Genomic DNA, 22,473 nt, shown 5'->3' on the forward strand with positions numbered 1-22,473 from the left:
CGCCCGCCCCCGCCCCGCCCCCGCCGAAATCGACCAAGCTCTCCTACAAGGACCAGCGCGACTACGAGCTTCTTCCCGCCCGGATCGAGGAGCTGGAAGCCGCAATCGCGAAGGGGGAGACTATCCTCGCCGATCCGGAGCTCTACACCGCCGATCCACAGAAATTCGCCACCATCTCGCAAGGCATCGAAAACGCCCGCGCCGAAAAGGACGCGGCGGAGGAGCGTTGGCTGGAACTGGCGGAGCTGGTCGAAGGGTGAGCGAGGCGGACGCTGCGGATCTCGCCGCGCGGATCGCAGCCTGCCGTGTGTGCGCCGCGCATCTTCCGCACGGCGTGCGTCCGGTCGCCAGCTTCTCGCCCACGGCGCGGCTGCTGATCATCGGGCAGGCGCCGGGATCGAAAGTGCATCTCAGCGGCATTCCGTGGGATGACAAAAGCGGAGACCGGTTGCGCGGATGGACCGGGCTGGACCGCGAGACGATGTACGATGCCAGCCAGGTCGCGCTCGTGCCGATGGGTTTCTGCTATCCCGGCAAGGCGAGCGGCGGCGACAAACCGCCGCGCCGGGAATGCGCGCCCCTGTGGCATGAGGAAGTGCTGGCCACACTGCCTGAAGATCGCCTGACGCTGCTCGTCGGAACCTATGCGCAGGCCTATTACCTGCCGGACACCCGCAGGCTTTCGATGACCGAGAGAGTGCGGCGTTTCACCGAGTTCTCGCCGCGCGTCCTGCCGCTCCCCCACCCGGCGTGGCGATCGGCGATCTGGATGCGCCAGAACCCCTGGTTCGAAGCGGAAATCCTGCCGATCCTGCGAGCGAAAATCGCAGCGACGCTGGACTAGACCGGCTTCTCACAAGCGATAGAACCCGGCCACCCTGTCGAGCGCGATACCAAGCACCAGCTTGCCCGACCGCGCAGGCCATTTGAGCGTCTTTTCCGCATGGGGCAGGCTTTCGCAGGCACACACCACGCGCCACAGCACGTCCGAAAGCCCCCGCCCCGCCTCGCGCATCGCACCGTCGAACCGCTCCTTCGCCGCGATCTGGCGCTCGCTCGGCGTCAGCCCCGCACCGCCCGGGCCGCCATCCACGCGCACCGGATCCCAGCGCATCGTGATGGACGGCGCGAGCTGCGCGCGTTCGTAATCCATGCGCAGCCGCTCGCCCGCGTCGAACTGGCGGTCGTCGAGATGGCCGCGCGCATGGAGCCAGCCGAGCGGCGATTCGGCGAGATTGACCGTTACCGAGCGTTTGCGCTTCGCTGCGCCCGATCCGCGCCGGGGCCCTTCTTCCGTCAATTCCCGTTCGACCAATTCGCGCTTCATCACATTCTCCCGATTCGCTGCCGCGGGATCTCTTGCAAAATGGTGAGCCGTGTAGGAAAGAGAAAACCGATCTGGTTATTTTGAGGAGCTCCGGATGATCAATCGCATCCGTGACATTCGCAAGCAGAAGGGCATGACTCTGGCCGACCTGGCCGAAGCGTGCGACCCACCGACCACGCCGCAGACGGTCGGGCGGCTGGAAACGGGCATGCGCAACCTATCCATCAAATGGATGGATCGGATCGGAAAGGCGCTGGGCGTGGAGCCCGAACTGCTCGTGCGTTCGGAAAGCGCTGGGCACCCGCAGATGATCGCCATGCTGGCCGCCAGTGGCGCTGAAGCGCTTTCGTCCCCGCGCGACGCGATCCTCGCCACCGACCTGTCGGGCGACGGGGCACTGGTCGTGATGGCGGTCGAATACCCCCATGGCGAATACCGGCCCGGCGACCAGCTCTGGCTCCGCCAGCTCGCGCCCGAAGACGCATCCCGCGCCATCAATCGCGACGTGCTGGTTCCGCGCAAGGGCGGCCGTTTCGCATTCGGTCGGCTGATCGATCGGCAGGGCGATCTGGTGGGTGTGCTGCCCCCCGGTCATGGCCAGAAGCAGGACGTGGTGAAAGACCCGGCCTGGATCGCGGTCGCCGAAATGCTGGTGCGAAAGCTCTGACGATGCCGCGCGTCCTGTCGCTCTCGACACTCTTCCCGAATGCAGCGAATCCGCGCTTCGGGACGTTCGTGGCCCGCTCGCTGGAAGCCTTGCAGCGCGAGACCGATTGGGACGTAACCGTCGTAAATCCCATCGGCCTGCCGCCGCTTCCCAACGCGCTTCTGCCTGGCCGCTATCGAGTTCTGGCGGCTGCGGCGACCGGCGGGATCGAGAACGGAATTTCGGTCCACCGTCCGCGTTTCACTCTCCTCCCCAAGATCGGCGGGCGGCTGAACCCCGGCGCGATCGCGCGCGCGGCGCTGCCTCTGATCCGCCATCTGCACGCCAAGACACCATTCGACCTCGTGGATGCGCAATTCTTCTATCCGGACGGTTCCGCCGCCGTCCGCATCGCCCGCGCGCTCGATCTCCCGCTGTCGATCAAGGCACGCGGCGCGGACATCCATTACTGGGGATCGAGATCCTACGCCCGCGACGCGATGCTCGCCGCCGGGAGCGATGCAAAGGGATTGCTATCGGTCTGCGAGGCGCTTGCAGACGATATGACAGCGCTCGGTCTGCCGCGAGACAAGATCGCGATCCATTACACGGGGCTCGATCGCGACCGCTTCCGCCCCTTCGATCACACCCGCCTGCGCTCGCGAGTGGGCACGGAGTTCGATATCGCATTACCGGATGATGCCCCCCTGCTGGTGACCGTCGGTGCTTTGATCCCCCGCAAGGGGCAAAGGCTGGTCATCGAAGCGCTGACATCGCTTCCCGATGCGCGTGTGCTGCTGGTCGGCAAGGGTGAGGACGAAGCGGATTTGCGCGCGTTGGCGCAGACCTTGGGACTGGCCGATCGCACTCACTTCCTCGGCTCGATCGATCACGATCTCCTGCCGTTGGTCCTGTCCGCCGCCGATGCGATGGTGCTGCCCTCGTCCAGCGAAGGACTGGCCAATGCCTGGGTGGAGGCGCTGGCCTGCGGCACGCCGCTCGTCATCACGGATGCGGGCGGCGCGCGCGAGGTCGTGGATGGTCCGGATGCAGGACTGATCGTGGCGCGCGAGCCGCAAGCCATCGCGGAAGGGATCAAGCTCCTGCTCGCCCATCCGCGATCGCCGCACACCGTCGCCGCAAAGGCCGAGCGGTTCGACTGGCGTGTGAATGGACGCGCGCTCGGCGAATATTACGAGCGGCTCATCCGCGCGTAATATTCAGCCGATGCGCTGAAATCAGCGACCCTCGCGGGCGAGGCGCGCCTGGCGGTCCTCTTCGCTTTCTTCCGGCACGAAGCTGTTCGACGTGACGCCCATCCACACCAGCAGCGGCGCCGCCATGTAGATCGAGCTGTAGGTGCCGACGAAGATGCCCAGCGTGATCGCCGCGACGAGGCCGAACAGGCTTTCCGGGCCGAACAGCAGCAGCGGCACCAGAGCGACCAGCAGCGTGAGCGAGGTCATGACCGTACGGGCCAGTGTCTCGTTCACCGAAAGGTCGAGCAATTCGGGCAGCGGCATCTTGCGGTATTTCTTCAGGTTTTCGCGGATACGGTCGTAAACGACGATCGTGTCGTTCAGCGAATAACCGATGATCGCAAGAATGGCCGCGATGATCTGGAGGCTGAATTCGAGCTGGAACAGCGCGAACATACCCAGCGTCAACGACACGTCGTGGAACAGCGCGAACAGGCCGCCCACGCCGAACTGCCATTCGAAGCGGATCCAGATGTAGAGCGCCACGGCCAGCATGGCGGCGATCAGCGCCCAGACCGCATCGTCGCGAAATTCGCCGGAAACCTTGCCGCTGACCGAATCCACGCCGTCGATGCGGACATTGGGATGGTCCTGTTCGAGCGCGGTGGTGATTTCCTGCGACACGCGATCGGCGAATTCCTTGTCGCCCTCCGCCTCGGGCGGAAGCTTAACGCGGATCGAAATCTGGTTCGGCGCGCCGAAGCGTTGGATGACCGGATTCTCGACATCCTCGAGCGATCCGACCGTGTCGCGGATTTCGGCCACGGGCGCTTCTTCCTCGCCAACGAAGGTCGCGCGGATTTCCTGCCCACCGGCAAAGTCGACGCCGTAATTGAGGCCGTTGACGGCTACCATCGCCCAGCTCGCCGCGATCAGCACCAGGCTGACCACGAAGAACGGAATGCGCCATTTGAGAAAGGCGATATTAGTATCGTCGGGGACGAGCTTCAGAAGTTTCATGGGTCTCGCCTCCTCAAAGATTCAAGTCGCTGGGGCGCGCCTTGCGCAGCCATCCGGCGACCCACATGCGGGTCAGCGTCACCGCGGTGAAGACGCTGGTGAACAGGCCGATCACGAGCACCACGGCGAAACCGCGGATCGGGCCCGAACCGAACAGGAACAGCAACACACCTGCGATGAAATTGGTGACGTTCGCATCGTAGATCGCGCGGCTCGCCTCCTTGTACCCGGTCTCCACCGCGGCAACCACGCGTCGCCCGCGCTTTCGCTCTTCGCGAATGCGTTCGTTGATCAGCACGTTGGCGTCCACCGCCGCACCGATCGTGAGGACGAAACCGGCGATGCCCGGCAGCGTCAGCGTCGTGTTGAGCGCCGCCATGATGCCGAGGATCATCAGCACGTTGATGACCAGAGCCGCCGTCGCGTAGATTCCGAAGCGGCCATAGGTGACGATCATCAGCACGATCACCGCGACCGAACCGATCGTCATCGCGAGCAGGCCCGAACGGATCGAATCGGCGCCGAGGTCGGGGCCGACCGTGCGCTCCTCGATCACAGCCAGATCGACCGGCAGCGCGCCGGAGCGCAGCGAGATCGCGAGATTATTGGCCGTCTCGGTGGTAAAGCCGCCTGAAATCGAAGCGCTGCCGCCAAGGATCGGCTCGTTGATATTGGGTGCGGAGAGCACCTTGCCATCGAGAATGATCGCGAAGGGCTTGTTGACGTTTTCGCGCGTCAGATTGGCGAAGCGCGCGCCGCCCTGCTGGTCGAAGGTGATCGAGACGACCGGCTCGTTGGTCTGCGGATCGAAAGTCTGCTGCGCGCCGACGAGATTGTCGCCGCGAATGCCGCCCAACCGCCTGACGGCAAGCGACGTGCCCGCCTGCGCAGTGGTGTCGGCGAAGGGAACGATCTCGCTGCCCGGAGGCGCAACGCCCGCCGCGACATCGCTCGGCAGCGCGGTCTGATCCACCAGCTTGAATTCCAGCCGCGCCGTCTGGCCGAGCAATTCCTTGAGCGCGTCGGGATCCTGAAGCCCCGGCACCTGCACGACGATGCGGGTATCGCCCTGGCGAATGATCGTCGGCTCGCGCGTGCCCAGCGAATCGATGCGCTTGCGCACGACTTCGGTGGCGCTGTCCATCGAGTCGGTCACGGCCTGTTCCAGGCCCCGTTCGGTCGGCACGAGGACGAAACGCGTCTCGTCCACCATCGACAGATCCCACTCGCGGACCAGTCCGTTGCCGTTCACGAGCGGGAGGAGGATTTCGCGCGCGCGATCGACCTCGCCCATATCCTCGACCATGAAGGTCAGTCGCCCGTCGGCAGTCGAGACGTCACCGATGCGGATGCGCGGTTCGGCTTGACGCAGAGCGGTGCGGACCGCTTCTTCGAGATTTTCGAGCCGCTGCGCCGCGACCTGGCTCGGTTCGGCTTCCAGCAGGATATGGCTGCCGCCGGCAAGGTCCAGGCCGAGATTGACGGTCGGATCGGGCAGCGCCTCGGGCCATTTCGCGCTGGTCATGGAGACCAGCGAGGGCAAAGCGGCGAGAATGGCGACGGCCGTGATCAGCCACAGCCAGGTCTTTTTCCAGGTCGGAAAATCGAGCATTTTCAGGCGCGCCCGCTCAGTCGTTCGCGGGGGCGGCGGCGGTGGGCGAAATCACATCGCCGATCGTGCTCTTGACAGCGCGGACCTTCACGCCCTTGCTGATTTCGAGCTCGGCATAGTTTTCGTCGATCTTGGTAACCTTGCCGACCAGTCCGCCTGCGGTCACGACCTCGTCCCCACGCTTGAGGCCGGCGATCTTCTGCTGATGCGCCTTCTGCTGCTTCATCTGCGGACGGATGATCAGGAACCAGAAGATCAGGATCATGCCGACGATCGGCAGCCAGCTGATCCAGGCGGGCGGCGGCGCGGCGCCGGTGGCTGCGCCTAACATGTAAAGCATCGGTATACTGCCTGTAATGATACGATCCGTGGGGCCGCACTTGGGGTGGCGCGTGCCGGAATCAAGACATCCCGACGCCGCGCCCCGGCGGCAATGCGGCGGCGCGTAGCAGTATTGGGCAGGCTTGCAAAGCCGGAGCGAGCGCATCTGCAAGCGAACCGTGGATCGGCGCTTGCCTTCGCGCAAACCCCCACCTATAGGGCCGCCCTCCACTGGTTTCGGGACGTAGCGCAGCCTGGTAGCGCATCACACTGGGGGTGTGGGGGTCGCAGGTTCGAATCCTGTCGTCCCGACCAGTGGAAATTCTCTCCATTCGACGGCTCAGCGACCGGGAAGCACCGCGACTTCGGGATGCAGGTTAATTCCGTTCCGCGCACGCTCTCGCCTGGTCTCACGGGCCTTTGCTTGGTTAAAATTCTAGAAGGGTCACCTTTATTTAAGTCTGCGTCTTTAATCGCAGGGCCCATGTTCCGCGCCCGAAGAGCCAGCCCAGCCCCCGTATGGCTGATCCCTGTCGTGTTCGCAGGCCTCTATGCGGTTTTCGCCGCGTTCTCGCTGGCGACGACGCAGACCGAGCATGGTATCGCCCTCATCTGGCCGTCCAGCGGCGTTTTGTTCGCAGGCCTGTTGCTGTCGACGAGGCAGTCACGCCTGCTGCTGCTGGCGTTGATCGCGCCTGTGAGCATGGCCGTCAATATGGCCTTCGGAGCCACTTTCGCCATAGCTGCGGGATTGACGCTCGCGAATGTCTTGGAAGGTGCCATCGCGGTGGCGATGGCCTGCGGGCTGGATGGCAGATGCGGCCGCTTCGATGATCCGCGATGGATCGCCCGCTTCGTTATCGCTTCGGTATGTGCGTCCGCGGCGAGCGCACTCATCGCTTCGGTCGCGACAGGCGCGATCGACAGCCCGACCTTTCTCTATTCCTGGTTCAAGACCGTGTTTCTGGGCATGCTGATCGTTGCCCCGGTCATAGTGACCGGCGTCCACACCGTGTCGGATCGGACTAGGATTGCGTTCGACAGGCGAAAGATCCTGGCTGCAGGCCTGTTCGCGACCGTCTCCATCGTGGCGACTTTCGGACAAACCGACTATCCGCTTCTGTTCCTGCCGGTCGTGGCGATCGTCTTCGTGACCTTCATTGCCGGTGTGGCCGGAGCGCTCGTCATGATCTGCGCGATCACGATCGCGGCGACAATATCCCTGATCGTCGGAACCAGCCCGATCACCTTCGTGTCCGATCCACTCCAGAAGATCTACTTCACGCAATTCTATCTGCTGACGATCTTCGCATCGTCCCTGCCGCCGGCGGCCCTGCTCGCCAGATCCCGCGCGCAGATGGCGGAGATCGAACTGCGCAAGGCTCAGCACGACGCCGCGCAGGCCTTTGCCCATGTCGGCCATTGGCGATATTGCCTCAGGACCAATACGAGCCAATGGTCCGACGGCATGTTCGCCATTTACGGCCTCGATCCGAAAGTGGACCGCGCGCGTAATCTGGAGCACGGATCCATCGTCGAAGAGCTCGAAGGGCATGTCCGCGAGACCTTGAAAAAGGCTGTTCTGGACCGGCAGCCGTTCACTCTGGCCGCTCGCATTCTGAACGCGCAAGGCGAGAGCCGGTACATCGAATCCGCCGGGGACGTGGAAATCGAAAACGGGAAAGTCGTCGCGATCTTCGGCGTTCTCAAGGATGTGACGAACCATGTCACCGCGCTGCGGCAGCTCGCCGTCGAGAAGGAACGGGCCGAGGCACTGGCGCAGAAATCCCAACGGCTTTCCGAAACCGATCAGCTCACGGGGATCGCGAACCGGCGCAAATTGCTCGACACGCTGGGCCGCGAGATCGCGAGGTCCGAGCGGGAACACACCGATCTGTCGATCCTGATGATCGATGTCGATCATTTCAAATCGATCAACGACCGGTTCGGCCATGCGGTGGGTGACGAGGTGCTCAAGCGGCTGGCCAATCTGGGATCGACGACGCTCAGGAAAGGCGATCTTTTCGGCCGTTTGGGCGGCGAGGAGTTTCTCGCGATCCTCCCCTCCGCATCGGCCGAAACGGCGGCTCATATCGGCGAAAGACTGCGCCGGGAGTGCGAGGAACTGGATTGGCCCAAGATCGCGAAGCTCGATGGCGTCACCATCAGCCTCGGCGTTGCGATGTGCCAGTTCGGATACGATGAAACCAGCCTTCTCCATGCGGCCGATACGGCGCTTTACGAATCGAAGCGCTCGGGCCGCAATCGACTGACCATCGCCGATCGGGACGGTTCGATCGAAAAGGCGGCGAAACTGATCTCGGCTTCCCGGCGCTAAAGCTGATATCGACAGATTCCGCTGTCCTACACTAACCGATTTGGTTAGCCAGTGCGCTTTCTCGAACCGGAGTAAGCGCCATGCCCCTCGTCGAATCGCTGATCGGCCCCCTCGCCTCGCTGATCGACAAGCTCATTCCCGACAAGGAGGCGCGCGCCAGGGCGAAGCTCGAATTGCTCGCACTGGAAGGGACGCAGGAATTGCGCGTGATCGAGACGCGCCTTTCCGCCATCCTCGCCGAAGCGCAATCGCACGATCCGTGGACCAGCCGCGCGCGACCATCCTTTCTCTATGTCATTTACATCCTCATCCTGTGGGCGCTCCCCATGGGTGTGATCGCGGCCCTGTCGCCCGATACCGCACGGAATATCGCGGCGGGGATGAACGCCTATCTCGGCGGCCTGCCCGAACCGCTCTACGCGCTCTTCGGCACCGGCTATCTCGGTTACACCGCCGCGCGCCAGTGGGGAAAGGTCAGGGGCGTGGATCGCTGACGCCGCGCTTCCCGAAAGAACGACGCTGCGATAGGAACCGCCGCATGACTGCCACCGTCTTCATTCTCAACGGCCCCAATCTCAACCTTCTCGGCACGCGCGAGCCGGAAATCTACGGTTCGGACACCCTCGAAGATATCCGCACCATGGCACAGGCGCGCGCCGCCGAACTCGGCCTCGCAGTGGATTTCCGCCAGACCAACCACGAAGGCGTGCTGGTGGACTGGCTGCACGAGGCGCACGCGGCGGGCGCGAAGGCGGTCCTTCTGAATGCGGCGGCCTACACGCACACTTCCGTTGCTCTGCTCGATGCCATCAAAGCGATCAGCGTTCCGGTGATCGAAGTGCATCTGTCGGACCCCTCCACGCGCGAGGCGTTTCGCCACCATTCCTATGTCGAACCCGGCGCGGTGGATGTGGTCAAGGGATTGGGCGCCAAGGGCTATCTCGTCGCTCTGGACAAGGCCGCCGCGCTCTGAGGATCCCCATTCGTGGCGTTACGCGCAGCCCCGCCCCCTTGCCTTGCGGCGATCGGGGTAGCATAGGCGCCCGATCCACAGAACAAGGGTTCCCATGGCCGAACGCAAAGGCACCGCCGGTTCCAAATCCGGCATGAACGTCGATATCGATCTGGTTCGCGAGCTGGCAGAACTGCTCGCCGAGACCGGTCTGACCGAAATCGAAGTCGAGGACAACGACCGCAAGGTGCGTGTCGCGCGCGGCGGATACGCGCCCGCCGCCGCCCCGGTGGCGGCCGCTCCGGCTCCCGCACCGCAGGCCGCGCCCGCCCCGGCCGCCGCTCCGGCCCCCGCCGTCGAACCGGCGCTGCCCGACACGGCCGGCGCGCTCAAATCGCCGATGGTAGGCACCGCCTATCTCGCGCCCGAGCCCGGCGCGCCCGACTTCGTCAAGGTCGGCGACAGTGTGAAGGAAGGCGATACGCTGGTGATCGTCGAGGCGATGAAGGTGATGAACCCGATCGCCGCCGACAAGTCGGGAACGGTCAAGGCGATCCTGATCGAGAACGCCCAGCCGGTCGAATTCGACCAGCCGCTCGTCGTCATCGGGTAAGGCGCTGGCGTGACTATCAAACGCATCCTGATCGCTAATCGCGGCGAAATCGCGCTCCGCATCCATCGCGCCGCGCACGAAATGGGGATCGAGACGGTGGCGGTCCACTCCACCGCCGATGCCGACGCCATGCATGTGCGCCTGGCCGATCACGCGGTCTGCATCGGCCCGCCGAGCGCGACGGACAGCTATCTCAATATCGCGAACATCATCTCGGCGGCTGAAATCAGCCAGGCCGATGCGATCCATCCCGGCTACGGATTCCTCTCCGAAAACGCCAAATTCGCCGAAATCGTCGAAGCGCACGAAATCAAATGGATCGGCCCCAAGCCCGAACATATCCGCACCATGGGCGACAAGGTGGAGGCCAAGCGCACCGCAGGCGCCCTCGGTCTGCCGCTAGTGCCGGGATCGGACGGCGCGGTGTCCGATTATGACGAGGCGAAAAAGATCGCCGCCAAGATCGGATACCCCGTCATCATCAAGGCGGCGAGCGGCGGCGGCGGGCGCGGGATGAAGGTCTGCGCCGAGGAAGACCAGCTCGAAACCCTGATGAAGCAGGCGGGCAGCGAGGCGAAGGCCGCCTTCGGCGACGCGACCGTCTATATCGAGAAATATCTCGGCAATCCGCGCCACATCGAATTCCAGGTCTTCGGCGATGGCAATGGCGCCGCGATCCATTTGGGCGAGCGCGATTGTTCGCTCCAGCGCCGCCACCAGAAAGTGCTCGAGGAAGCGCCCTCCCCCGTTCTCTCGACCGAAGAGCGCGACCGGATGGGCGAAATCTGCGCGCAAGCCATGCGCGATATGGCCTATCGCGGCGCGGGCACGATCGAATTCCTGTGGGAAAACGGCGAGTTCTACTTCATCGAGATGAACACGCGCCTGCAGGTCGAACATCCGGTCACCGAAATGATCACCGGCATCGATCTGGTGCGCGAACAGATCCGTATCGCCGACGGCAAAGCGCTTTCCTGCACGCAGGACGAAATCCGCTTTTCGGGCCATGCCATCGAATGCCGCATCAACGCCGAAGACCCGTTCACTTTCGCGCCCAGCCCCGGCAAGATCGACTATTATCACGCGGCGGGCGGAATGCATGTGCGCGTCGATAGCGGCCTCTATGCGGGCTATCGCGTGCCGCCCTATTACGACAGCATGATCGCGAAGCTGATCGTCTATGGGCGGTCACGCGAGAAATGCATGATGCGCCTGCGCCGCGCGCTGGAGGAAATGGTGATCGAAGGGGTCAAGACCTCGATCCCGCTCCACCAGGAACTGATCCAGCAGCCCGACGTGCAGAGCGGCGACTATTCGATCAAGTGGCTCGAGGAATGGCTGCAAGAGCGGGAAGGCTGAGCAAGCTCGAGCTCGACCGTGATGGAGCGGCGCTCCATCACGGCGCGGCAGCTGGCTTTCTCGACACGCTCGCTTGCGCTTTCGCGCAGGGCCCATCGCCCGGACGGCGGATCAAATGCCTTACGGGGCTGGAAAGCGTTCTTGGTCGCTCCGGTCCGATAGGCAAGATCGCGTCGCGTCTTCTCGGGCCGACAAGCCGCCCCGTTCGCGTGATCGCTTTCGACAAGACCGACGGTGCGAACTGGTCCCTCGGCTGGCATCAGGATCGCACGATTTGTGTGGAACGGCGTGTCGATCTGACCGGCTTCGGCCCCTGGACGGTGAAGCAGGGCATGCCCCATGTTGAGCCGCCGTTCGATCTCCTCGCCCGGATGCTGACCGTGCGCATCCATATCGATGCCGTCGATGCCGAGAACGCGCCCTTGCGGATTGCGCTCGGAAGCCATGCCATCGGTTTGATTGCGGAAAGCGATATCCTGGCCCACGTGAAGCGGTCCGAAATACACGACTGTCTGGCCGATGCGGGCGACGTCTGGGTCTACCGCACGCCCATCCTCCACGCTTCCGACAGAGCCGCGAACGGAAGACGGAGGCGGGTTCTGCAGGTGGATTATTCGGGCGACGATCTGCCTGATGGGTTGAGTTGGTTCTACGACCAAGGCGAGGCTGAGGGTGGCCCGTCGTAGACGACATCACCGCCGACGCGTTCTTCTCCTAGGTGGAACAGATTCGCGTCGGCTGTCGCTCCCCCTCGCAAAAGCTTGCTTTCTTCGCCGTTTTCGCTTAGGCGCGCGCCCGTTCTCGTACTCCTTTGGATTCTCGCAGGACCTTCGCCCGGCATTCGGCCTGGCGGAGAATACGGCCCTCTTGCTCCGTATGGCCCGCAATGGTGCGCGGCTGGCGGGAAAGACCCCGGGAAAACCGGTGGCCGGTAGCAAAACGAACGATAGGAATATCCTACCCTATGGCAACTGCAGCCAATCCCACCCGTGACGATTTCGCCGCCATGCTCGACGAGCAGCTCGGCGCTGCCGATGAAGGCGGCTTCGAAGGCCGCGTCGTCAAGGGCACCGTCACCGCCATCGAAAATGGCATGGCGCTCATCGATGTCGGCCTCAAGAGCGAAGGCCGCGTCGATCTCAAGGAATTCATGCGCGGTGAAGACGCGCACGGCCTGACCGTCGGCAGCGAAGTCGAAGTCTTCGTCGACCGGGTCGAAAACGCCGACGGCGAAGCCATGCTGTCGCGCGACCGCGCCCGCCGCGAAGCCGCGTGGGACAAGCTGGAAAGCGAATTCGGCGAAGGCAAGCGCGTCGAAGGCCGCATCTTCGGCCGCGTCAAGGGCGGCTTCACCGTCGATCTCGACGGCGCCGTGGCCTTCCTGCCCGGATCGCAGGTCGACATCCGCCCCGTGCGCGACGTCACCCCGCTGATGGACATGGCCCAGCCCTTCCAGATCCTCAAGATGGACCGCCGCCGCGGTAACATCGTGGTCTCGCGCCGCGCCGTACTGGAAGAAACCCGCGCCGAACAGCGCAGCGAACTGATCAACGACCTGACCGAAGGCCAGGTGATCGACGGCGTCGTCAAGAACATCACCGATTACGGCGCATTCGTCGACCTCGGCGGTATCGACGGCCTGCTGCACGTCACCGACATGAGCTACAAGCGGGTCAACCACCCCAGCGAAATGATCGAGATCGGCCAGACCGTGACCGTCCAGATCATCCGCATCAACGAAGATACCCAGCGCATCAGCCTCGGCATGAAGCAGCTCGAAAGCGATCCGTGGGATGGCGTTGCGGCGAAGTATCCGGTCGGCATGAAGCTGACGGGCACCGTCACCAACATCACCGAATACGGCGCGTTCGTGGAAATCGAGCCGGGCATCGAAGGCCTGGTGCACGTGTCCGAAATGAGCTGGACCAAGAAGAACGTCCATCCGGGCAAGATCGTCTCGACCTCGCAGGAAGTCGAAGTGATGGTGCTGGAAGTGGACAGCGAAAAGCGCCGCATCTCGCTCGGCCTCAAGCAGGCTCAGCGCAATCCGTGGGAAGAATTCGCCGAAGCGCATCCCGTCGGCTCCAAGGTCGAAGGCGAAGTCAAGAACGCCACCGAATTCGGCCTGTTCGTCGGTCTTCCGGGCGACGTCGACGGCATGGTCCACATGTCCGACATCGCATGGGGCATTTCGGGCGAAGACGCGCTGGCGCTGCACCGCAAGGGTGAGCAGGTCGAAGCGGTCGTGCTCGATGTCGACATCGACAAGGAGCGCATCAGCCTCGGCATGAAGCAGCTCGAAAAGGGTGCTCCGTCGGCAGACGGCACCGATTCGGGTGCGCTGCGCAAGGGCCAGGTGGTCACCGTGACCGTGCTCGAAGTCCGCGATGGCGGCCTCGAAGTGCAGGTCGGCGACGACGGCGCGACCGGCTTCATCAAGCGTTCGGATCTCGGCCGCGACCGTGACGAGCAGCGTTCGGACCGTTTCCAGACGGGTGCCAAGGTCGATGCGATGGTCACCGGCTTCGATCGTTCGAAGAAGCCCACCTTCTCGATCAAGGCGCACCAGATCGCCGAAGAGAAGGAAGCGGTTGCGCAGTTCGGCTCGGCCGACAGCGGCGCCTCGCTGGGCGACATCCTCGGCGAAGCGCTGAAGAAGAAGGAAGACTAAGCGCTTCCATCTTCGGATGAACTAAGAAAGGCCCGCCTGCAGATCGCGCAGGCGGGCCTTTTCTTGTCCGGCGCGGCTCCCTAGGTTGGTGCCATGCTCCAGATCCACCAATTCCTCTGCCTGTCCGACAATTACGGATTTCTCCTCCACGATCCCGACAGCGGTGAAACGGTCGCGATCGATACGCCCGATGGCGATAGGTATCTCGAAGAGGCTGATGCCAAGGGATGGACGATCACGCAGATCTGGAACACCCACTGGCATCCCGACCATGCCGGCGGAAACGAGACGGTGGCGAAGGCGACCGGCGCCAAGATCGTCGCGCCCGCCGAGGTCGCGAAGCTGAGCGCGATCGACACGGAAATTAAGCACGGCGACACCGTCTCCATCGGATCGCACGAAGCGCGCGTGATCGACGTTTCCGGCCACACCAACGGCCACATCGCCTATCATCTGCCGCAGGACGATATCGCCTTCGTCGGCGACAGCGTGTTCGCCCTTGGCTGCGGGCGGATGTTCGAAGGCGAGGCCGGACAGTTCTGGCAGAGCCTCCAGCGGATTAAGGCGCTACCGCCCAAAACGACTCTCTATTGCGCGCACGAATATACGGCAGCCAACGCTAAATTCGCGCTTCACGCCGATCCCGACAATGCCGCACTGCAAGACTATGCCGCCGAGATCGCCGACAAACGCGAGCGGGGCGAACCGACCGTGCCGATGGGCCTGGCGCGGGAGCTGGAGACGAATCCTTTCCTACGCGCCGACGATGCCGACATGCAGGCTCGCTGGGGCGGCAACAGTGCCGCCGAGACCTTCGCCGCGCTGCGCAAGGCGAAGGACAACTTCTAGGGTCATAGCGGGCGACTTCCGCCTTTATACCCAAACGAAAAAGGGCGACCCGTGGGCCGCCCTCTTCCTTCAATTTCGAAGCGTATTCGCGTCGCGTCAGATCCCGGCGATCAGCTGGTCCGCCAGGGAGCGATCCGCTTCCGCATCGTGCTTTTCCGCGATCAGCTTCCGGCTGGCTGCCGTGGCCGCGATGGCGGCGCGGTTGCGCACGTCGGCGATCGCCTCACGCTCCGCAGCGGCGATCTTGTCTTCGGCCATGCGCTGGCGGCGTTCCACCATTGCCTGCCCATCGGCTTCCGCCTTGGCGACGATCGTGTCCGCTTCGTTCCGCGCCGTTTCGAGCATGGTTTCCGCGTCTTTTTCCGCAGACGCGATCCGCTTGGCGTACTCGTCGCGCAGCGTTTCCGCCTCGTGGCGAAGCGCCTTGGCCTCGTCGAGCTGTTCCTTGATCGCGGCGATGCGGCCATCGAGCCCGCCGGCGATAGTCTTGTGAACCTTGGCGCCGAAGAAGGCGATCAGGAACAGGATCAGCATTGCGATCGAGACCCACTGGAAAGGCGCAAGGCCCAGCAGTTCGGGTTCGACATGCGTCGGAGCGCCGCCATGACCTTCTTCGATGAAGGCTTCGGCGGATTCGGTGGCGAAGACCTGCGGTGCGTTAGCCATGGATCATGGCCTCCTTGACCGCCTTGTTCGCGGTGGGCTTGGTCACCTTGATCCCGGCGAGGCGCTGGACGATGTCCTGCGCCGCTTCGGCGGCGACGGTTTCAATCTCGCCCATCGCTTCTTCGCGCGAAGCGGCGATGCGCTGTTCGGCTTCCGAGAGACGCGCGTCCAGGCGAGCCTGCGCCTCGGCGAGCTTTTTCTCGTTGGCGAGAGCGGCATCGCTCTTCGCCTTGGCGATCAGCGCCTGGGCGGCGGCACGATTCTCGTTTTCGCGAGCCCGCCAGGCCTCTTCCCGCTCGTCGGCAGCGTCGCGCGCGGCCTGCGCCGCGGCGAGATCGTCACCGATCTGCTTGTCGCGCAGGGCGACGGTTTCCATCACGCGCGGCACCATCAGCCGCCCGATGAAGAAGAAGGTGATGCCGAAGAACACCAGCAGCCAGAAGATCTGGCTCGACCAGGTTTCGGCAAGTTGGGCTATCTGAGGCATTCACGCAACTCGCTGATAGAAGGCCGTTGGGGCAACTGCGAAAAATTCGAGCGGCGGGCCCTGGGGGAGCGGGATGACACCCGCCCTCCCCGAGGGCTCGACGCGTCCGCCTTACTGGAAGATCAGCAGGGCGGCGATGACGAAGGACAGCAGGCCCAGAAGCTCGGCACCGGCGAAACCGATGAAGAGACGGCCCTGCTGGCTGTCGGCGGCGCCGGGATTGCGCAGCGCACCTTCGAGGAACTTGGCGAACACGTTACCCACACCGATAGCGGCGAGGCCGCAACCGATCGCGGCGAGACCCGCACCCATGAGCTTGGCGGCTTCAGCTTCCATGATGTAAACTCCTTGACGTATGAAACAGGTGGTTAGTGAAGGTTTTCGGCGTCGTTGATGTAAAGCGACGTCAGAAGGGCGAAGACGTAGGCCTGGATACCGGCCACCAGCAGTTCGAGCGCGCAGATCGCGATCATCAGAACCATGCTGGGGATGCCGATGGCGACCCCGTAGAGCGGGCCGGCATTGCCACCCGAAATCACGAAGCTGGACAGCACTTCCAGAAGGACGTGCCCCGCCATCATCGCCACGAAGAGACGCAGCGCGAGGCTGAAGGGGCGGACCATGAAGCTGATCAGCTCGATCGGGGCGATGATCGGCACCATCGGCCACGGCGTGCCGTGGGGCACGAACAGGCTGAAGAAGTGGAAGCCGTGCTTGAAGAAGCCCACCAGCAACACGATCGAGAACGAGATCACGGCGAGAATGCCGGTCACGGTGAAGTGGCTGGTGAAGGTGAAGGGATGCAGACCGACGACGCCGAGCGGAAGCAGGCCGAGCAGGTTCGCGAACAGGATGAACATGAACAGGCTGAAGACGTAAGGCACGTATTTGCGCCCCGCCTTGCCGATATTGGCTTCCAGCATGTCGTCGATGAAGCCGGTGAAGCTTTCGACCATCATCTGCCAGCGGCCCGGCACCACTTGGCGGCGCATGCCGCCCGCGACGAAGATTCCGAGCACCACGACGGTGATCAGCATCCACAACGCGCTGTTGGTGAAGGCGATGTTGAAGCCTGCCAGCTCCCAGTTCTCCGTGCCGGCAAGCGGCTCGATCGTGAACTGGTGCATCGGGTCGACCTTGGCCGATTGTGCCACGTCTCTGTGTATCCCTAGTCCTGCGGTCTCGACGCCTGCCCCCGCGAAGCGAGATCAGACTTCCGGCGGCCGGTTCGCCGATCGGAAGATATTCCTGAAGGCCACGATTATTCCGAGGAACAATCCGACCAACAGACCCCATGGCGCAGTGCCCGCCAGCCAGTCCACCAGCCAACCGAGCACCAGGCCTCCGAGAACACCGCCGAGCAAATCGGCCAGGACGCGGTTGCCGCTGCGATAGCTCGCATCGGCCCCCTTCACCTGTGGCTTGTTGCGTTTGTCTTCACGCTCGCGTGCGACCTTGAGCCGCTCCTCGAGCGCGTCGATCCGCGCATCTTCGCCAATGGGTTCCCGTGCGGGTTTCTCGTCGCTCATGCCAGCCTCCATAACGGATCGCGCGGCACAGGCAATGAGGTGCCCGCCGAGGGCGCCGCCCCCTTAGGCGGGGGGTATCTGCGAGTCAACACGAAGGGGGAGGGAAATGGGAGCACCAAGCGGCTCGCGCCCGGTACAGTTAAGCACGGGACTGCATAAAATGCGGTCCCGTACGTGTCGGTTACGGACAGCGCGCGTCGCGCTGGGGCGCGCCGGAGCCGCGCGTCGCCCAGCTGCCGTCGGGCGCCTGGTATTTCTCGCCCGGAGATGTCTTGAGGATCGCCTGGCATCCGGCGGCAAAGGCGTATTCTTCCAGCGTGGCGCGGGCCGCCTGCGCTTTTTCCGAATAGACCGCGCGGCGCTTGATATTGATGTCGTTGACGATGCGCCGCAGCGCGGGCGTTTCCGCGCCGACGATGCCGATATAGCCGTCCATCTTCTCACCCACTTCGCCCGAGGCGCGGGCGGAGGCATAGGCCGGATCGCGCTGCGCGAAAGCGGGTGCCGCGATGCCGCCGAGCGCGGTGGCACCGGCGACGAGGGCGAAGGCGGCGTTACGGGCGAAGGTACGTGCGGATTGGTTCGGTCGAATGGTCATGGTGCTGATCCTAGAAGATATCGGCATTCTCGTCGATCGTGTTGCCCGCATCCTCCGCCAGGCGATAGATCACCTCCTGCCGGATATTGACGTTCAATTCGATCACGATCGGTTCCTCGGGCGCATTCACTGTTATGCAGCCGGGCAGTGCAGCCAGCGCCGCCAGTGCCCCGAGCACCAGAGGTGACGGCACTCCTTTGGTCCGAAGATATGGTCGGCTCATAGCGCTCCCTCGCTTTCTTGATCCTGAATGTCTCATGGTCGGGTTCCGGGGCCTTGGGGCACGATATCGTCCTCCTCAATGGGTTCCGCCGCCTCCTCGCCCGTCACTTCGCGGCGCAGCAAACGCGTCCCGTCGCTGGACAGCAGGCCCAGCTCGCGCGGATCGCGCACCGCTGCGGGGTCGTAGAGCGATTTGAGGGACGTAATCAGCTGATAGAACGGCGCGCGGATGTTGACGCGGAACTGAAGCGGCAGCGCCGCCAGCCTGCGGGTGATGAAATTGGACGAGGCGCCCTGCCCCTGGCTGACTCCATCGAAACGCACGCGCGTCACGATCTCGCCGGTCAGCGGCCCATCCATCGCCAGACGCATCTGCCGGAAATCGAGGCTGCGCAGCGCGTCGAAGGCGAAATTGGCGATGGGAGACAGGTCTTCATAAGTCAGCTCACCGACATAGGAGATATTGCCCCCCGGCGCGCGCGACAGCAGCAGCCCGTCCTCGATCCGGCCATTGCCTTGCGCATCGAAAACGATGGGAACGGTCCCATCGAACGTGCCGGTGGCACCGAGATTGCCGATATCCATCTGGTCGATGAAGGCGCCCGCATCCAGTCCGACGATCTCAAAGACGTAGCGCCGCTCCTCTTCCACGCCGAAATTCAGATCGACCTCGCGCAGGATTAGCTCGCCGCCCATGAACGGCCAGCGCCCCCCTTCGACCGACAGGAATTGCCAATCGCGCAGCGCGAATTCGACTTCGCCGTCGAGCACCTCGATCCCCGGATTGATCGAAGCGACGCGCAGTTTCTGGCCCGGTGCGGTGGTGAGGTTGAGGAGATCGGTGAAGCGGATCGTTCCGCTCGCCCCGCGCACCGGGCCGAAGGCGGCGGCGAGATCGAGATCGTCGGTGGTCAATTCGCCGGAACTGGTCACTCCGTTCGCGCCCCAGTCCAGCCGACCCGTCCCGCTGACAATTCCGCTAACATTTGCAACCACGCCCAAGGCCAGACGCGACAGATCGTCGGGCTGGAGCAGAGGATCGAATTGCAGGTCCGCGATGGCGAGATCGGCATGGCCGCGCCCGGTCGACAGATCGTGGCGGATATCGGCCCCGGTCACGGTCCGATCGCTCGCCGGATTGCGCAGATCGGCATAGGCGGTGATCAAATTATCTTCGAGCGCCAGCGTCGCGTCGCGCGCCACCAACGGCTCGAACCGGTCGGGATCGGCCCGGTCGGTCAGAATGAAGCTGCCTTCGGCGAGTTCGAGCCGCCCGTCGCGATAGCGCCAGTTTCCTGTCGCCTCGCCGATATCGAGCGGCACGGCGTCGAGCGTCACGTCGGCGTCGGAAAACGTGCCCGCGATATCCTCGCCGAACCGCGCGTCGAGCCCGCTGACTAAGAAGCGTGCCGCCGTGCCGACGGGGCCGAGCGATACGTCCAGTTCGCGCGCGGTCATCACACCGGGATAGGCGAAGCCGACCGGTCCGCTGACGAGCCGGATCGGCGTGCTGCCTAACCTGCCCGCAAGGTCCAGCGAAGGCGCGCCCGCAACGATCCTGAGGCCGTCCGGGCCGTTGCGAACGATGGCGCTTCCCGGCGGCGGGCACAGGGTCAGGCGGCGGCGTTCGAGCGTCAGATTGGCAAGCGTCAGGCTGTCGAAGCCCACATCGGTGCATCCCGGCCACAGCGCGAGCGCCCCGCCGGGCATCCAGCGCCCCTCGATGGGCAGGCGCAGATTGCGCGTCGATCCCCCCGGCAGCGGCCCGCTCGCAATCGCTTCGCCGGTAAAGCGCAAGACGCCGCTATCGGCTTGCGCCAGCGTCAGGCGTGGGATTTCTAGCGTCGAGCCGCCCGCTTCGTAGCGGCGCATGGCGAGCCGGAATTCGGTGTCGCCAGTCGCGCGCCGCTCCATCCTGCCGTTGACGAACGGAAGCCCGGCCCCGCCCATGGCGATATTGCCCGCCAGTAGCGGCGGAGCACCGTCGCGAAATTGTGCCTCCACGCGCGACAGCGACATAAGCCGCGTGCCCGATCCGCCCCGCAACGCGCCGCGCGGCATCACCAGCGTCGCGCCGGTCGGACCATAGCGCGCGGACAGGTCGGCGGCAAAGGCGCTGCCACGCGATTCGCGGCGCAGGATATCGGCGACACGCTTGGCGATCGGGGCGACCAGCGTGCCTGCACCGCTCCGCCCCAGCTCGGCGATCGCCGCATCGGATCGCGCGCCGAGCCGCAGGCCATTGCTTTCCACATCGCCGCGCCAATCCAGGCGATCGAGGCTCCGATCGGTGCGTAGCGCACCGTCCAGCGTGACCAGAGCCGCCGTCGCATAGGGTGAAGCGGCACCGCGCAGCGCCAGCGTGTGCTCCACGGCAAGCACGTCGCCGCGCAGGCTTGCTCTCACGCGCCCACCGATCCCGTTGGCAGCATAAGCGCCAGCGCTAGCCCGTCCGAGCCGCAGGCCCGCCGTGCCCGAGACATTCGCAAGCGCCGCATCACTGTGCGCTTCGACCTGCGCCGATCCGGCGGCGAGCAACACGTCGCCGCAATCGAGCGACCGGAAGCGCAGCGGCCCTTCGAACGAAGGCGCGCCATCCTTCGTCGCAAGAGCGCCATACAAAGTCGCGCCCGCAATCGCGCAGCCATCGGCCTCGATCTCGGGAGCACTGGCGGCGATCGTGCCGGAAAATCCGTCATCGATCCGCCCCTCACCATCGAGCTTGAGCCCGATCGCGCCGTATCGCGTCTCGATCAGCCCGCGCCCGTCGCGGATTGCAATGTCGATTTCGGGCAGGCCGGGCGGCGCATCGCTCTCGCGATAAATCACTTCGTCGAGACTGCCGAAGCTGACTCGCCCGCCGCGCAACACGCCGTAGAGCCGCGGACGGGTGAGGATTACGCGGCCGATTTCCGGCGTGCCCAGACGCTGCTCCAGGCGGACCACCACGCGCTCCGCCGTGAAGTCGGGCGCGCGCGGATCGCCCACGACCAGATCGGTCAGCACCGCGGCCTCGGGCCCGATGCTTTCGATCTCGTACGTCGCCGGAAGATCCAACGCGGCAAGCTGGTCTTCGATGACATTGCCCGCGATTCGCTCCCGCGCGAGCCACAGGGCAAGAATCGTTACCGTCAGGAGGACGAAAACCGCGAAAGGCACCATCCAGCGCTTCTTGCGCCATCTCGACCGGGTGCGACCGGTCGGCATGCCATCATCGGCAGAAACGGTGTCGGCCGGCTCGGCCTCGGCGTGGCTCTCGACCCCGGTCATAGATTGCGTCCCTTGCGCGAACGCCTCGCTAAAGGCAATGCGGCTTAACCGGCGATGACGCGGCCGGATGACGTCGGGGAAACGGGGAGGACAGCTTGCCGCAGGATGCGACCTCTCATTCCGGCACCGGTCACCGCGCCCGTTTGCGCGAACGCCTGCTGAAGGGCGGCGCCGAAGCGCTGGCCGATTACGAGCTGCTCGAATTTCTCCTTTTCGCCGGGATGCGACAGGGCGACACCAAACCGATCGCCAAGCGGCTGATCGCGCAGTTCGGATCGCTCAGCGCCGTCCTGAACGCCGATCCGGCTGCGCTAATGCAGGTCAAGGGCATGGGCGAAGCGAATGCGGCGTCCCTGCGCAGCGTGGCGCTGGCGGCGCGCAGGATGGCGCGTGGGGCGGTCGAGAACCGACCCGTTCTCGGAAGCTGGCAGGCGCTGATGGACTACCTCGCCATCGACATGGGGCAATTGGCGCATGAGCGCGTGCGCGTGCTCTATCTCAACACGCAGAACCGCCTGATCCTCGACCATCTCGCCAGCGAAGGCTCGATCGACGAGGCCGCGATCCATCCACGCGAGGTGATGCGCAAGGCCTTCGACATCGGGGCCACCGCGCTGATCCTGGTCCACAACCACCCCAGCGGCGATCCGCAACCCAGCCGCGCCGACATCGCCATCACCAACCAGATCGCCGAGGCCGGGCGCCATGTCGGCGTGACTGTCCACGACCATGTGATCGTGGGCGGCGGCGGGCGGCACGTCTCGCTGAGGGCGAAGGGCCTGATCTAGCCTACC

Annotated in this window: 25 protein-coding genes and 1 tRNA gene; 14 read left to right on the top strand and 12 right to left on the bottom strand. The window is 64.4% G+C overall.

All coding sequences use genetic code 11. From position 1 onward, the window contains the following. Together J7347_RS05675 and J7347_RS05680 are read left to right on the top strand one after the other, a co-directional pair. Positions 1 to 260: ABC transporter C-terminal domain-containing protein (locus tag J7347_RS05675; RefSeq protein ID WP_245173880.1), on the top strand; the 260-nt coding region annotated here is incomplete at its 5' end. After that, a complete protein-coding gene (locus tag J7347_RS05680; RefSeq protein ID WP_209161280.1) occupies positions 257 to 844 on the top strand; it encodes a uracil-DNA glycosylase family protein in 588 nt (195 codons plus the stop codon). The genes J7347_RS05675 and J7347_RS05680, both read left to right, overlap by 4 nt. 9 nt (positions 845 to 853) lie before the next feature. Here J7347_RS05680 and J7347_RS05685 read toward each other — a convergent pair whose 3' ends face one another. Continuing rightward, positions 854 to 1,327: a DUF6456 domain-containing protein gene (locus tag J7347_RS05685; protein ID WP_209161281.1), complete on the bottom strand. Its 474-nt coding sequence runs from the start codon at positions 1,325 to 1,327 to the stop codon at positions 854 to 856. A 94-nt stretch (positions 1,328 to 1,421) separates the two neighbouring features. Here J7347_RS05685 and J7347_RS05690 point away from each other — a divergent pair, with 94 nt between their 5' ends. Further along, positions 1,422 to 1,994: a helix-turn-helix transcriptional regulator gene (locus J7347_RS05690; protein ID WP_067680998.1), complete on the top strand. Its 573-nt coding sequence runs from the start codon at positions 1,422 to 1,424 to the stop codon at positions 1,992 to 1,994. Between the two features lie 2 nt (positions 1,995 to 1,996). Beyond that, positions 1,997 to 3,190 (top strand): glycosyltransferase, encoded by a 1,194-nt coding sequence (locus J7347_RS05695; RefSeq protein ID WP_209161282.1) that lies wholly within the window; start codon positions 1,997 to 1,999, stop codon positions 3,188 to 3,190. Positions 3,191 to 3,211: 21 nt separating this feature from the next. On the opposite strand, the gene secF is transcribed toward J7347_RS05695, so the two are convergent. The 3 genes from secF to yajC are packed head-to-tail and all read right to left on the bottom strand — an operon-like array spanning position 3,212 to position 6,144. Further along, the gene (secF, locus tag J7347_RS05700) at positions 3,212 to 4,192 is read right to left on the bottom strand and encodes a protein translocase subunit SecF (protein WP_209161283.1); all 981 of its coding nucleotides are present in this window, start codon (positions 4,190 to 4,192) and stop codon (positions 3,212 to 3,214) included. A 13-nt stretch (positions 4,193 to 4,205) separates the two neighbouring features. After that, positions 4,206 to 5,804 (bottom strand): protein translocase subunit SecD, encoded by a 1,599-nt coding sequence (gene secD / locus J7347_RS05705; RefSeq protein WP_209161284.1) that lies wholly within the window; start codon positions 5,802 to 5,804, stop codon positions 4,206 to 4,208. Positions 5,805 to 5,820: 16 nt separating this feature from the next. Continuing rightward, positions 5,821 to 6,144: a preprotein translocase subunit YajC gene (gene yajC / locus J7347_RS05710; protein ID WP_197465559.1), complete on the bottom strand. Its 324-nt coding sequence runs from the start codon at positions 6,142 to 6,144 to the stop codon at positions 5,821 to 5,823. 219 nt (positions 6,145 to 6,363) lie between these two features. Here yajC and J7347_RS05715 point away from each other — a divergent pair. From J7347_RS05715 to gloB, 9 genes are all read left to right on the top strand, one after another. Next, positions 6,364 to 6,440, top strand: a tRNA-Pro gene (locus tag J7347_RS05715). Between the two features lie 169 nt (positions 6,441 to 6,609). After that, positions 6,610 to 8,463 (top strand): diguanylate cyclase, encoded by a 1,854-nt coding sequence (locus tag J7347_RS05720; RefSeq protein ID WP_209161285.1) that lies wholly within the window; start codon positions 6,610 to 6,612, stop codon positions 8,461 to 8,463. 80 nt (positions 8,464 to 8,543) lie between these two features. Then, entirely contained in the window at positions 8,544 to 8,957 is a 414-nt protein-coding gene (locus J7347_RS05725) for a holin family protein (protein ID WP_067681688.1), read from the top strand. A 44-nt stretch (positions 8,958 to 9,001) separates the two neighbouring features. Further along, the gene (locus tag J7347_RS05730) at positions 9,002 to 9,436 is read left to right on the top strand and encodes a type II 3-dehydroquinate dehydratase (protein ID WP_067681691.1); all 435 of its coding nucleotides are present in this window, start codon (positions 9,002 to 9,004) and stop codon (positions 9,434 to 9,436) included. 94 nt (positions 9,437 to 9,530) lie between these two features. Then, a complete protein-coding gene (accB, locus tag J7347_RS05735) occupies positions 9,531 to 10,028 on the top strand; it encodes an acetyl-CoA carboxylase biotin carboxyl carrier protein (RefSeq protein WP_067681694.1) in 498 nt (165 codons plus the stop codon). A 9-nt stretch (positions 10,029 to 10,037) separates the two neighbouring features. Beyond that, entirely contained in the window at positions 10,038 to 11,387 is a 1,350-nt protein-coding gene (gene accC, locus J7347_RS05740) for an acetyl-CoA carboxylase biotin carboxylase subunit (protein ID WP_209161286.1), read from the top strand. Next, positions 11,363 to 12,073 carry a phytanoyl-CoA dioxygenase family protein gene (locus J7347_RS05745; protein ID WP_067681704.1) on the top strand — a complete coding sequence of 237 codons (711 nt, stop codon included), beginning with the start codon at positions 11,363 to 11,365 and terminating at the stop codon, positions 12,071 to 12,073. The genes accC and J7347_RS05745 overlap by 25 nt, the downstream gene beginning before the upstream one ends. Before the next feature lie 278 nt (positions 12,074 to 12,351). Continuing rightward, on the top strand, positions 12,352 to 14,058 hold the full coding sequence (rpsA, locus tag J7347_RS05750) for a 30S ribosomal protein S1 (protein ID WP_209161287.1): 1,707 nt from the start codon (positions 12,352 to 12,354) through the stop codon (positions 14,056 to 14,058). 93 nt (positions 14,059 to 14,151) lie between these two features. Beyond that, the gene (gene gloB / locus J7347_RS05755) at positions 14,152 to 14,907 is read left to right on the top strand and encodes a hydroxyacylglutathione hydrolase (protein ID WP_209161288.1); all 756 of its coding nucleotides are present in this window, start codon (positions 14,152 to 14,154) and stop codon (positions 14,905 to 14,907) included. A 96-nt stretch (positions 14,908 to 15,003) separates the two neighbouring features. Here the strand turns inward: gloB and J7347_RS05760 are convergent, their stop codons facing one another. The 8 genes from J7347_RS05760 to J7347_RS05795 form a co-directional block, all read right to left on the bottom strand. Then, the gene (locus tag J7347_RS05760; RefSeq protein ID WP_067681709.1) at positions 15,004 to 15,573 is read right to left on the bottom strand and encodes a hypothetical protein; all 570 of its coding nucleotides are present in this window, start codon (positions 15,571 to 15,573) and stop codon (positions 15,004 to 15,006) included. Continuing rightward, positions 15,566 to 16,060, bottom strand: coding sequence for an ATPase (locus tag J7347_RS05765; RefSeq protein ID WP_209161289.1), 495 nt, complete (start codon positions 16,058 to 16,060; stop codon positions 15,566 to 15,568). The genes J7347_RS05760 and J7347_RS05765 overlap by 8 nt, the downstream gene beginning before the upstream one ends. Before the next feature lie 111 nt (positions 16,061 to 16,171). After that, the gene (locus tag J7347_RS05770) at positions 16,172 to 16,396 is read right to left on the bottom strand and encodes a F0F1 ATP synthase subunit C (RefSeq protein WP_067681716.1); all 225 of its coding nucleotides are present in this window, start codon (positions 16,394 to 16,396) and stop codon (positions 16,172 to 16,174) included. 32 nt (positions 16,397 to 16,428) lie between these two features. Further along, entirely contained in the window at positions 16,429 to 17,214 is a 786-nt protein-coding gene (locus J7347_RS05775; protein ID WP_209161290.1) for a F0F1 ATP synthase subunit A, read from the bottom strand. Positions 17,215 to 17,268: 54 nt separating this feature from the next. Further along, on the bottom strand, positions 17,269 to 17,589 hold the full coding sequence (locus J7347_RS05780) for an AtpZ/AtpI family protein (RefSeq protein ID WP_067681723.1): 321 nt from the start codon (positions 17,587 to 17,589) through the stop codon (positions 17,269 to 17,271). A gap of 181 nt (positions 17,590 to 17,770) precedes the next feature. Then, entirely contained in the window at positions 17,771 to 18,187 is a 417-nt protein-coding gene (locus tag J7347_RS05785; protein WP_067681727.1) for a YdbL family protein, read from the bottom strand. Positions 18,188 to 18,197: 10 nt separating this feature from the next. Then, positions 18,198 to 18,380, bottom strand: coding sequence for a YnbE family lipoprotein (locus tag J7347_RS05790; protein WP_348521578.1), 183 nt, complete (start codon positions 18,378 to 18,380; stop codon positions 18,198 to 18,200). A gap of 62 nt (positions 18,381 to 18,442) precedes the next feature. Next, the gene (locus J7347_RS05795) at positions 18,443 to 21,679 is read right to left on the bottom strand and encodes a YdbH domain-containing protein (protein WP_245173881.1); all 3,237 of its coding nucleotides are present in this window, start codon (positions 21,677 to 21,679) and stop codon (positions 18,443 to 18,445) included. A gap of 95 nt (positions 21,680 to 21,774) precedes the next feature. On the opposite strand from J7347_RS05795, the gene radC reads away from it, so the two are divergent. Next, positions 21,775 to 22,467, top strand: a complete 693-nt coding sequence (gene radC, locus J7347_RS05800; RefSeq protein ID WP_067681730.1) for a DNA repair protein RadC — start codon at positions 21,775 to 21,777, stop codon at positions 22,465 to 22,467. Positions 22,468 to 22,473 lie beyond the last annotated feature (6 nt).

The organism is Erythrobacter sp. A6_0, assembly GCF_017744235.1.
Classification (GTDB): domain Bacteria; phylum Pseudomonadota; class Alphaproteobacteria; order Sphingomonadales; family Sphingomonadaceae; genus Qipengyuania.

What these genes read in the sequence shown, in the direction of transcription:
- J7347_RS05745 (WP_067681704.1), top strand. Translation starts at nt 11,363, where the DNA reads ATGGCTGCAAGAGCGGGAAGGCTGAGCAAGCTCGAGCTCGACCGTGAT.
- J7347_RS05770 (WP_067681716.1), bottom strand. Translation starts at nt 16,396, where the DNA reads ATGGAAGCTGAAGCCGCCAAGCTCATGGGTGCGGGTCTCGCCGCGATC.
- J7347_RS05785 (WP_067681727.1), bottom strand. Translation starts at nt 18,187, where the DNA reads ATGACCATTCGACCGAACCAATCCGCACGTACCTTCGCCCGTAACGCC.
- gloB (WP_209161288.1), top strand. Translation starts at nt 14,152, where the DNA reads ATGCTCCAGATCCACCAATTCCTCTGCCTGTCCGACAATTACGGATTT.
- J7347_RS05780 (WP_067681723.1), bottom strand. Translation starts at nt 17,589, where the DNA reads ATGAGCGACGAGAAACCCGCACGGGAACCCATTGGCGAAGATGCGCGG.
- J7347_RS05760 (WP_067681709.1), bottom strand. Translation starts at nt 15,573, where the DNA reads ATGGCTAACGCACCGCAGGTCTTCGCCACCGAATCCGCCGAAGCCTTC.
- secD (WP_209161284.1), bottom strand. Translation starts at nt 5,804, where the DNA reads ATGCTCGATTTTCCGACCTGGAAAAAGACCTGGCTGTGGCTGATCACG.
- J7347_RS05730 (WP_067681691.1), top strand. Translation starts at nt 9,002, where the DNA reads ATGACTGCCACCGTCTTCATTCTCAACGGCCCCAATCTCAACCTTCTC.
- yajC (WP_197465559.1), bottom strand. Translation starts at nt 6,144, where the DNA reads ATGCTTTACATGTTAGGCGCAGCCACCGGCGCCGCGCCGCCGCCCGCC.
- J7347_RS05720 (WP_209161285.1), top strand. Translation starts at nt 6,610, where the DNA reads ATGTTCCGCGCCCGAAGAGCCAGCCCAGCCCCCGTATGGCTGATCCCT.
- J7347_RS05690 (WP_067680998.1), top strand. Translation starts at nt 1,422, where the DNA reads ATGATCAATCGCATCCGTGACATTCGCAAGCAGAAGGGCATGACTCTG.
- J7347_RS05685 (WP_209161281.1), bottom strand. Translation starts at nt 1,327, where the DNA reads ATGAAGCGCGAATTGGTCGAACGGGAATTGACGGAAGAAGGGCCCCGG.
- J7347_RS05765 (WP_209161289.1), bottom strand. Translation starts at nt 16,060, where the DNA reads ATGCCTCAGATAGCCCAACTTGCCGAAACCTGGTCGAGCCAGATCTTC.
- J7347_RS05795 (WP_245173881.1), bottom strand. Translation starts at nt 21,679, where the DNA reads ATGACCGGGGTCGAGAGCCACGCCGAGGCCGAGCCGGCCGACACCGTT.
- rpsA (WP_209161287.1), top strand. Translation starts at nt 12,352, where the DNA reads ATGGCAACTGCAGCCAATCCCACCCGTGACGATTTCGCCGCCATGCTC.
- J7347_RS05695 (WP_209161282.1), top strand. Translation starts at nt 1,997, where the DNA reads ATGCCGCGCGTCCTGTCGCTCTCGACACTCTTCCCGAATGCAGCGAAT.
- accB (WP_067681694.1), top strand. Translation starts at nt 9,531, where the DNA reads ATGGCCGAACGCAAAGGCACCGCCGGTTCCAAATCCGGCATGAACGTC.
- J7347_RS05725 (WP_067681688.1), top strand. Translation starts at nt 8,544, where the DNA reads ATGCCCCTCGTCGAATCGCTGATCGGCCCCCTCGCCTCGCTGATCGAC.
- secF (WP_209161283.1), bottom strand. Translation starts at nt 4,192, where the DNA reads ATGAAACTTCTGAAGCTCGTCCCCGACGATACTAATATCGCCTTTCTC.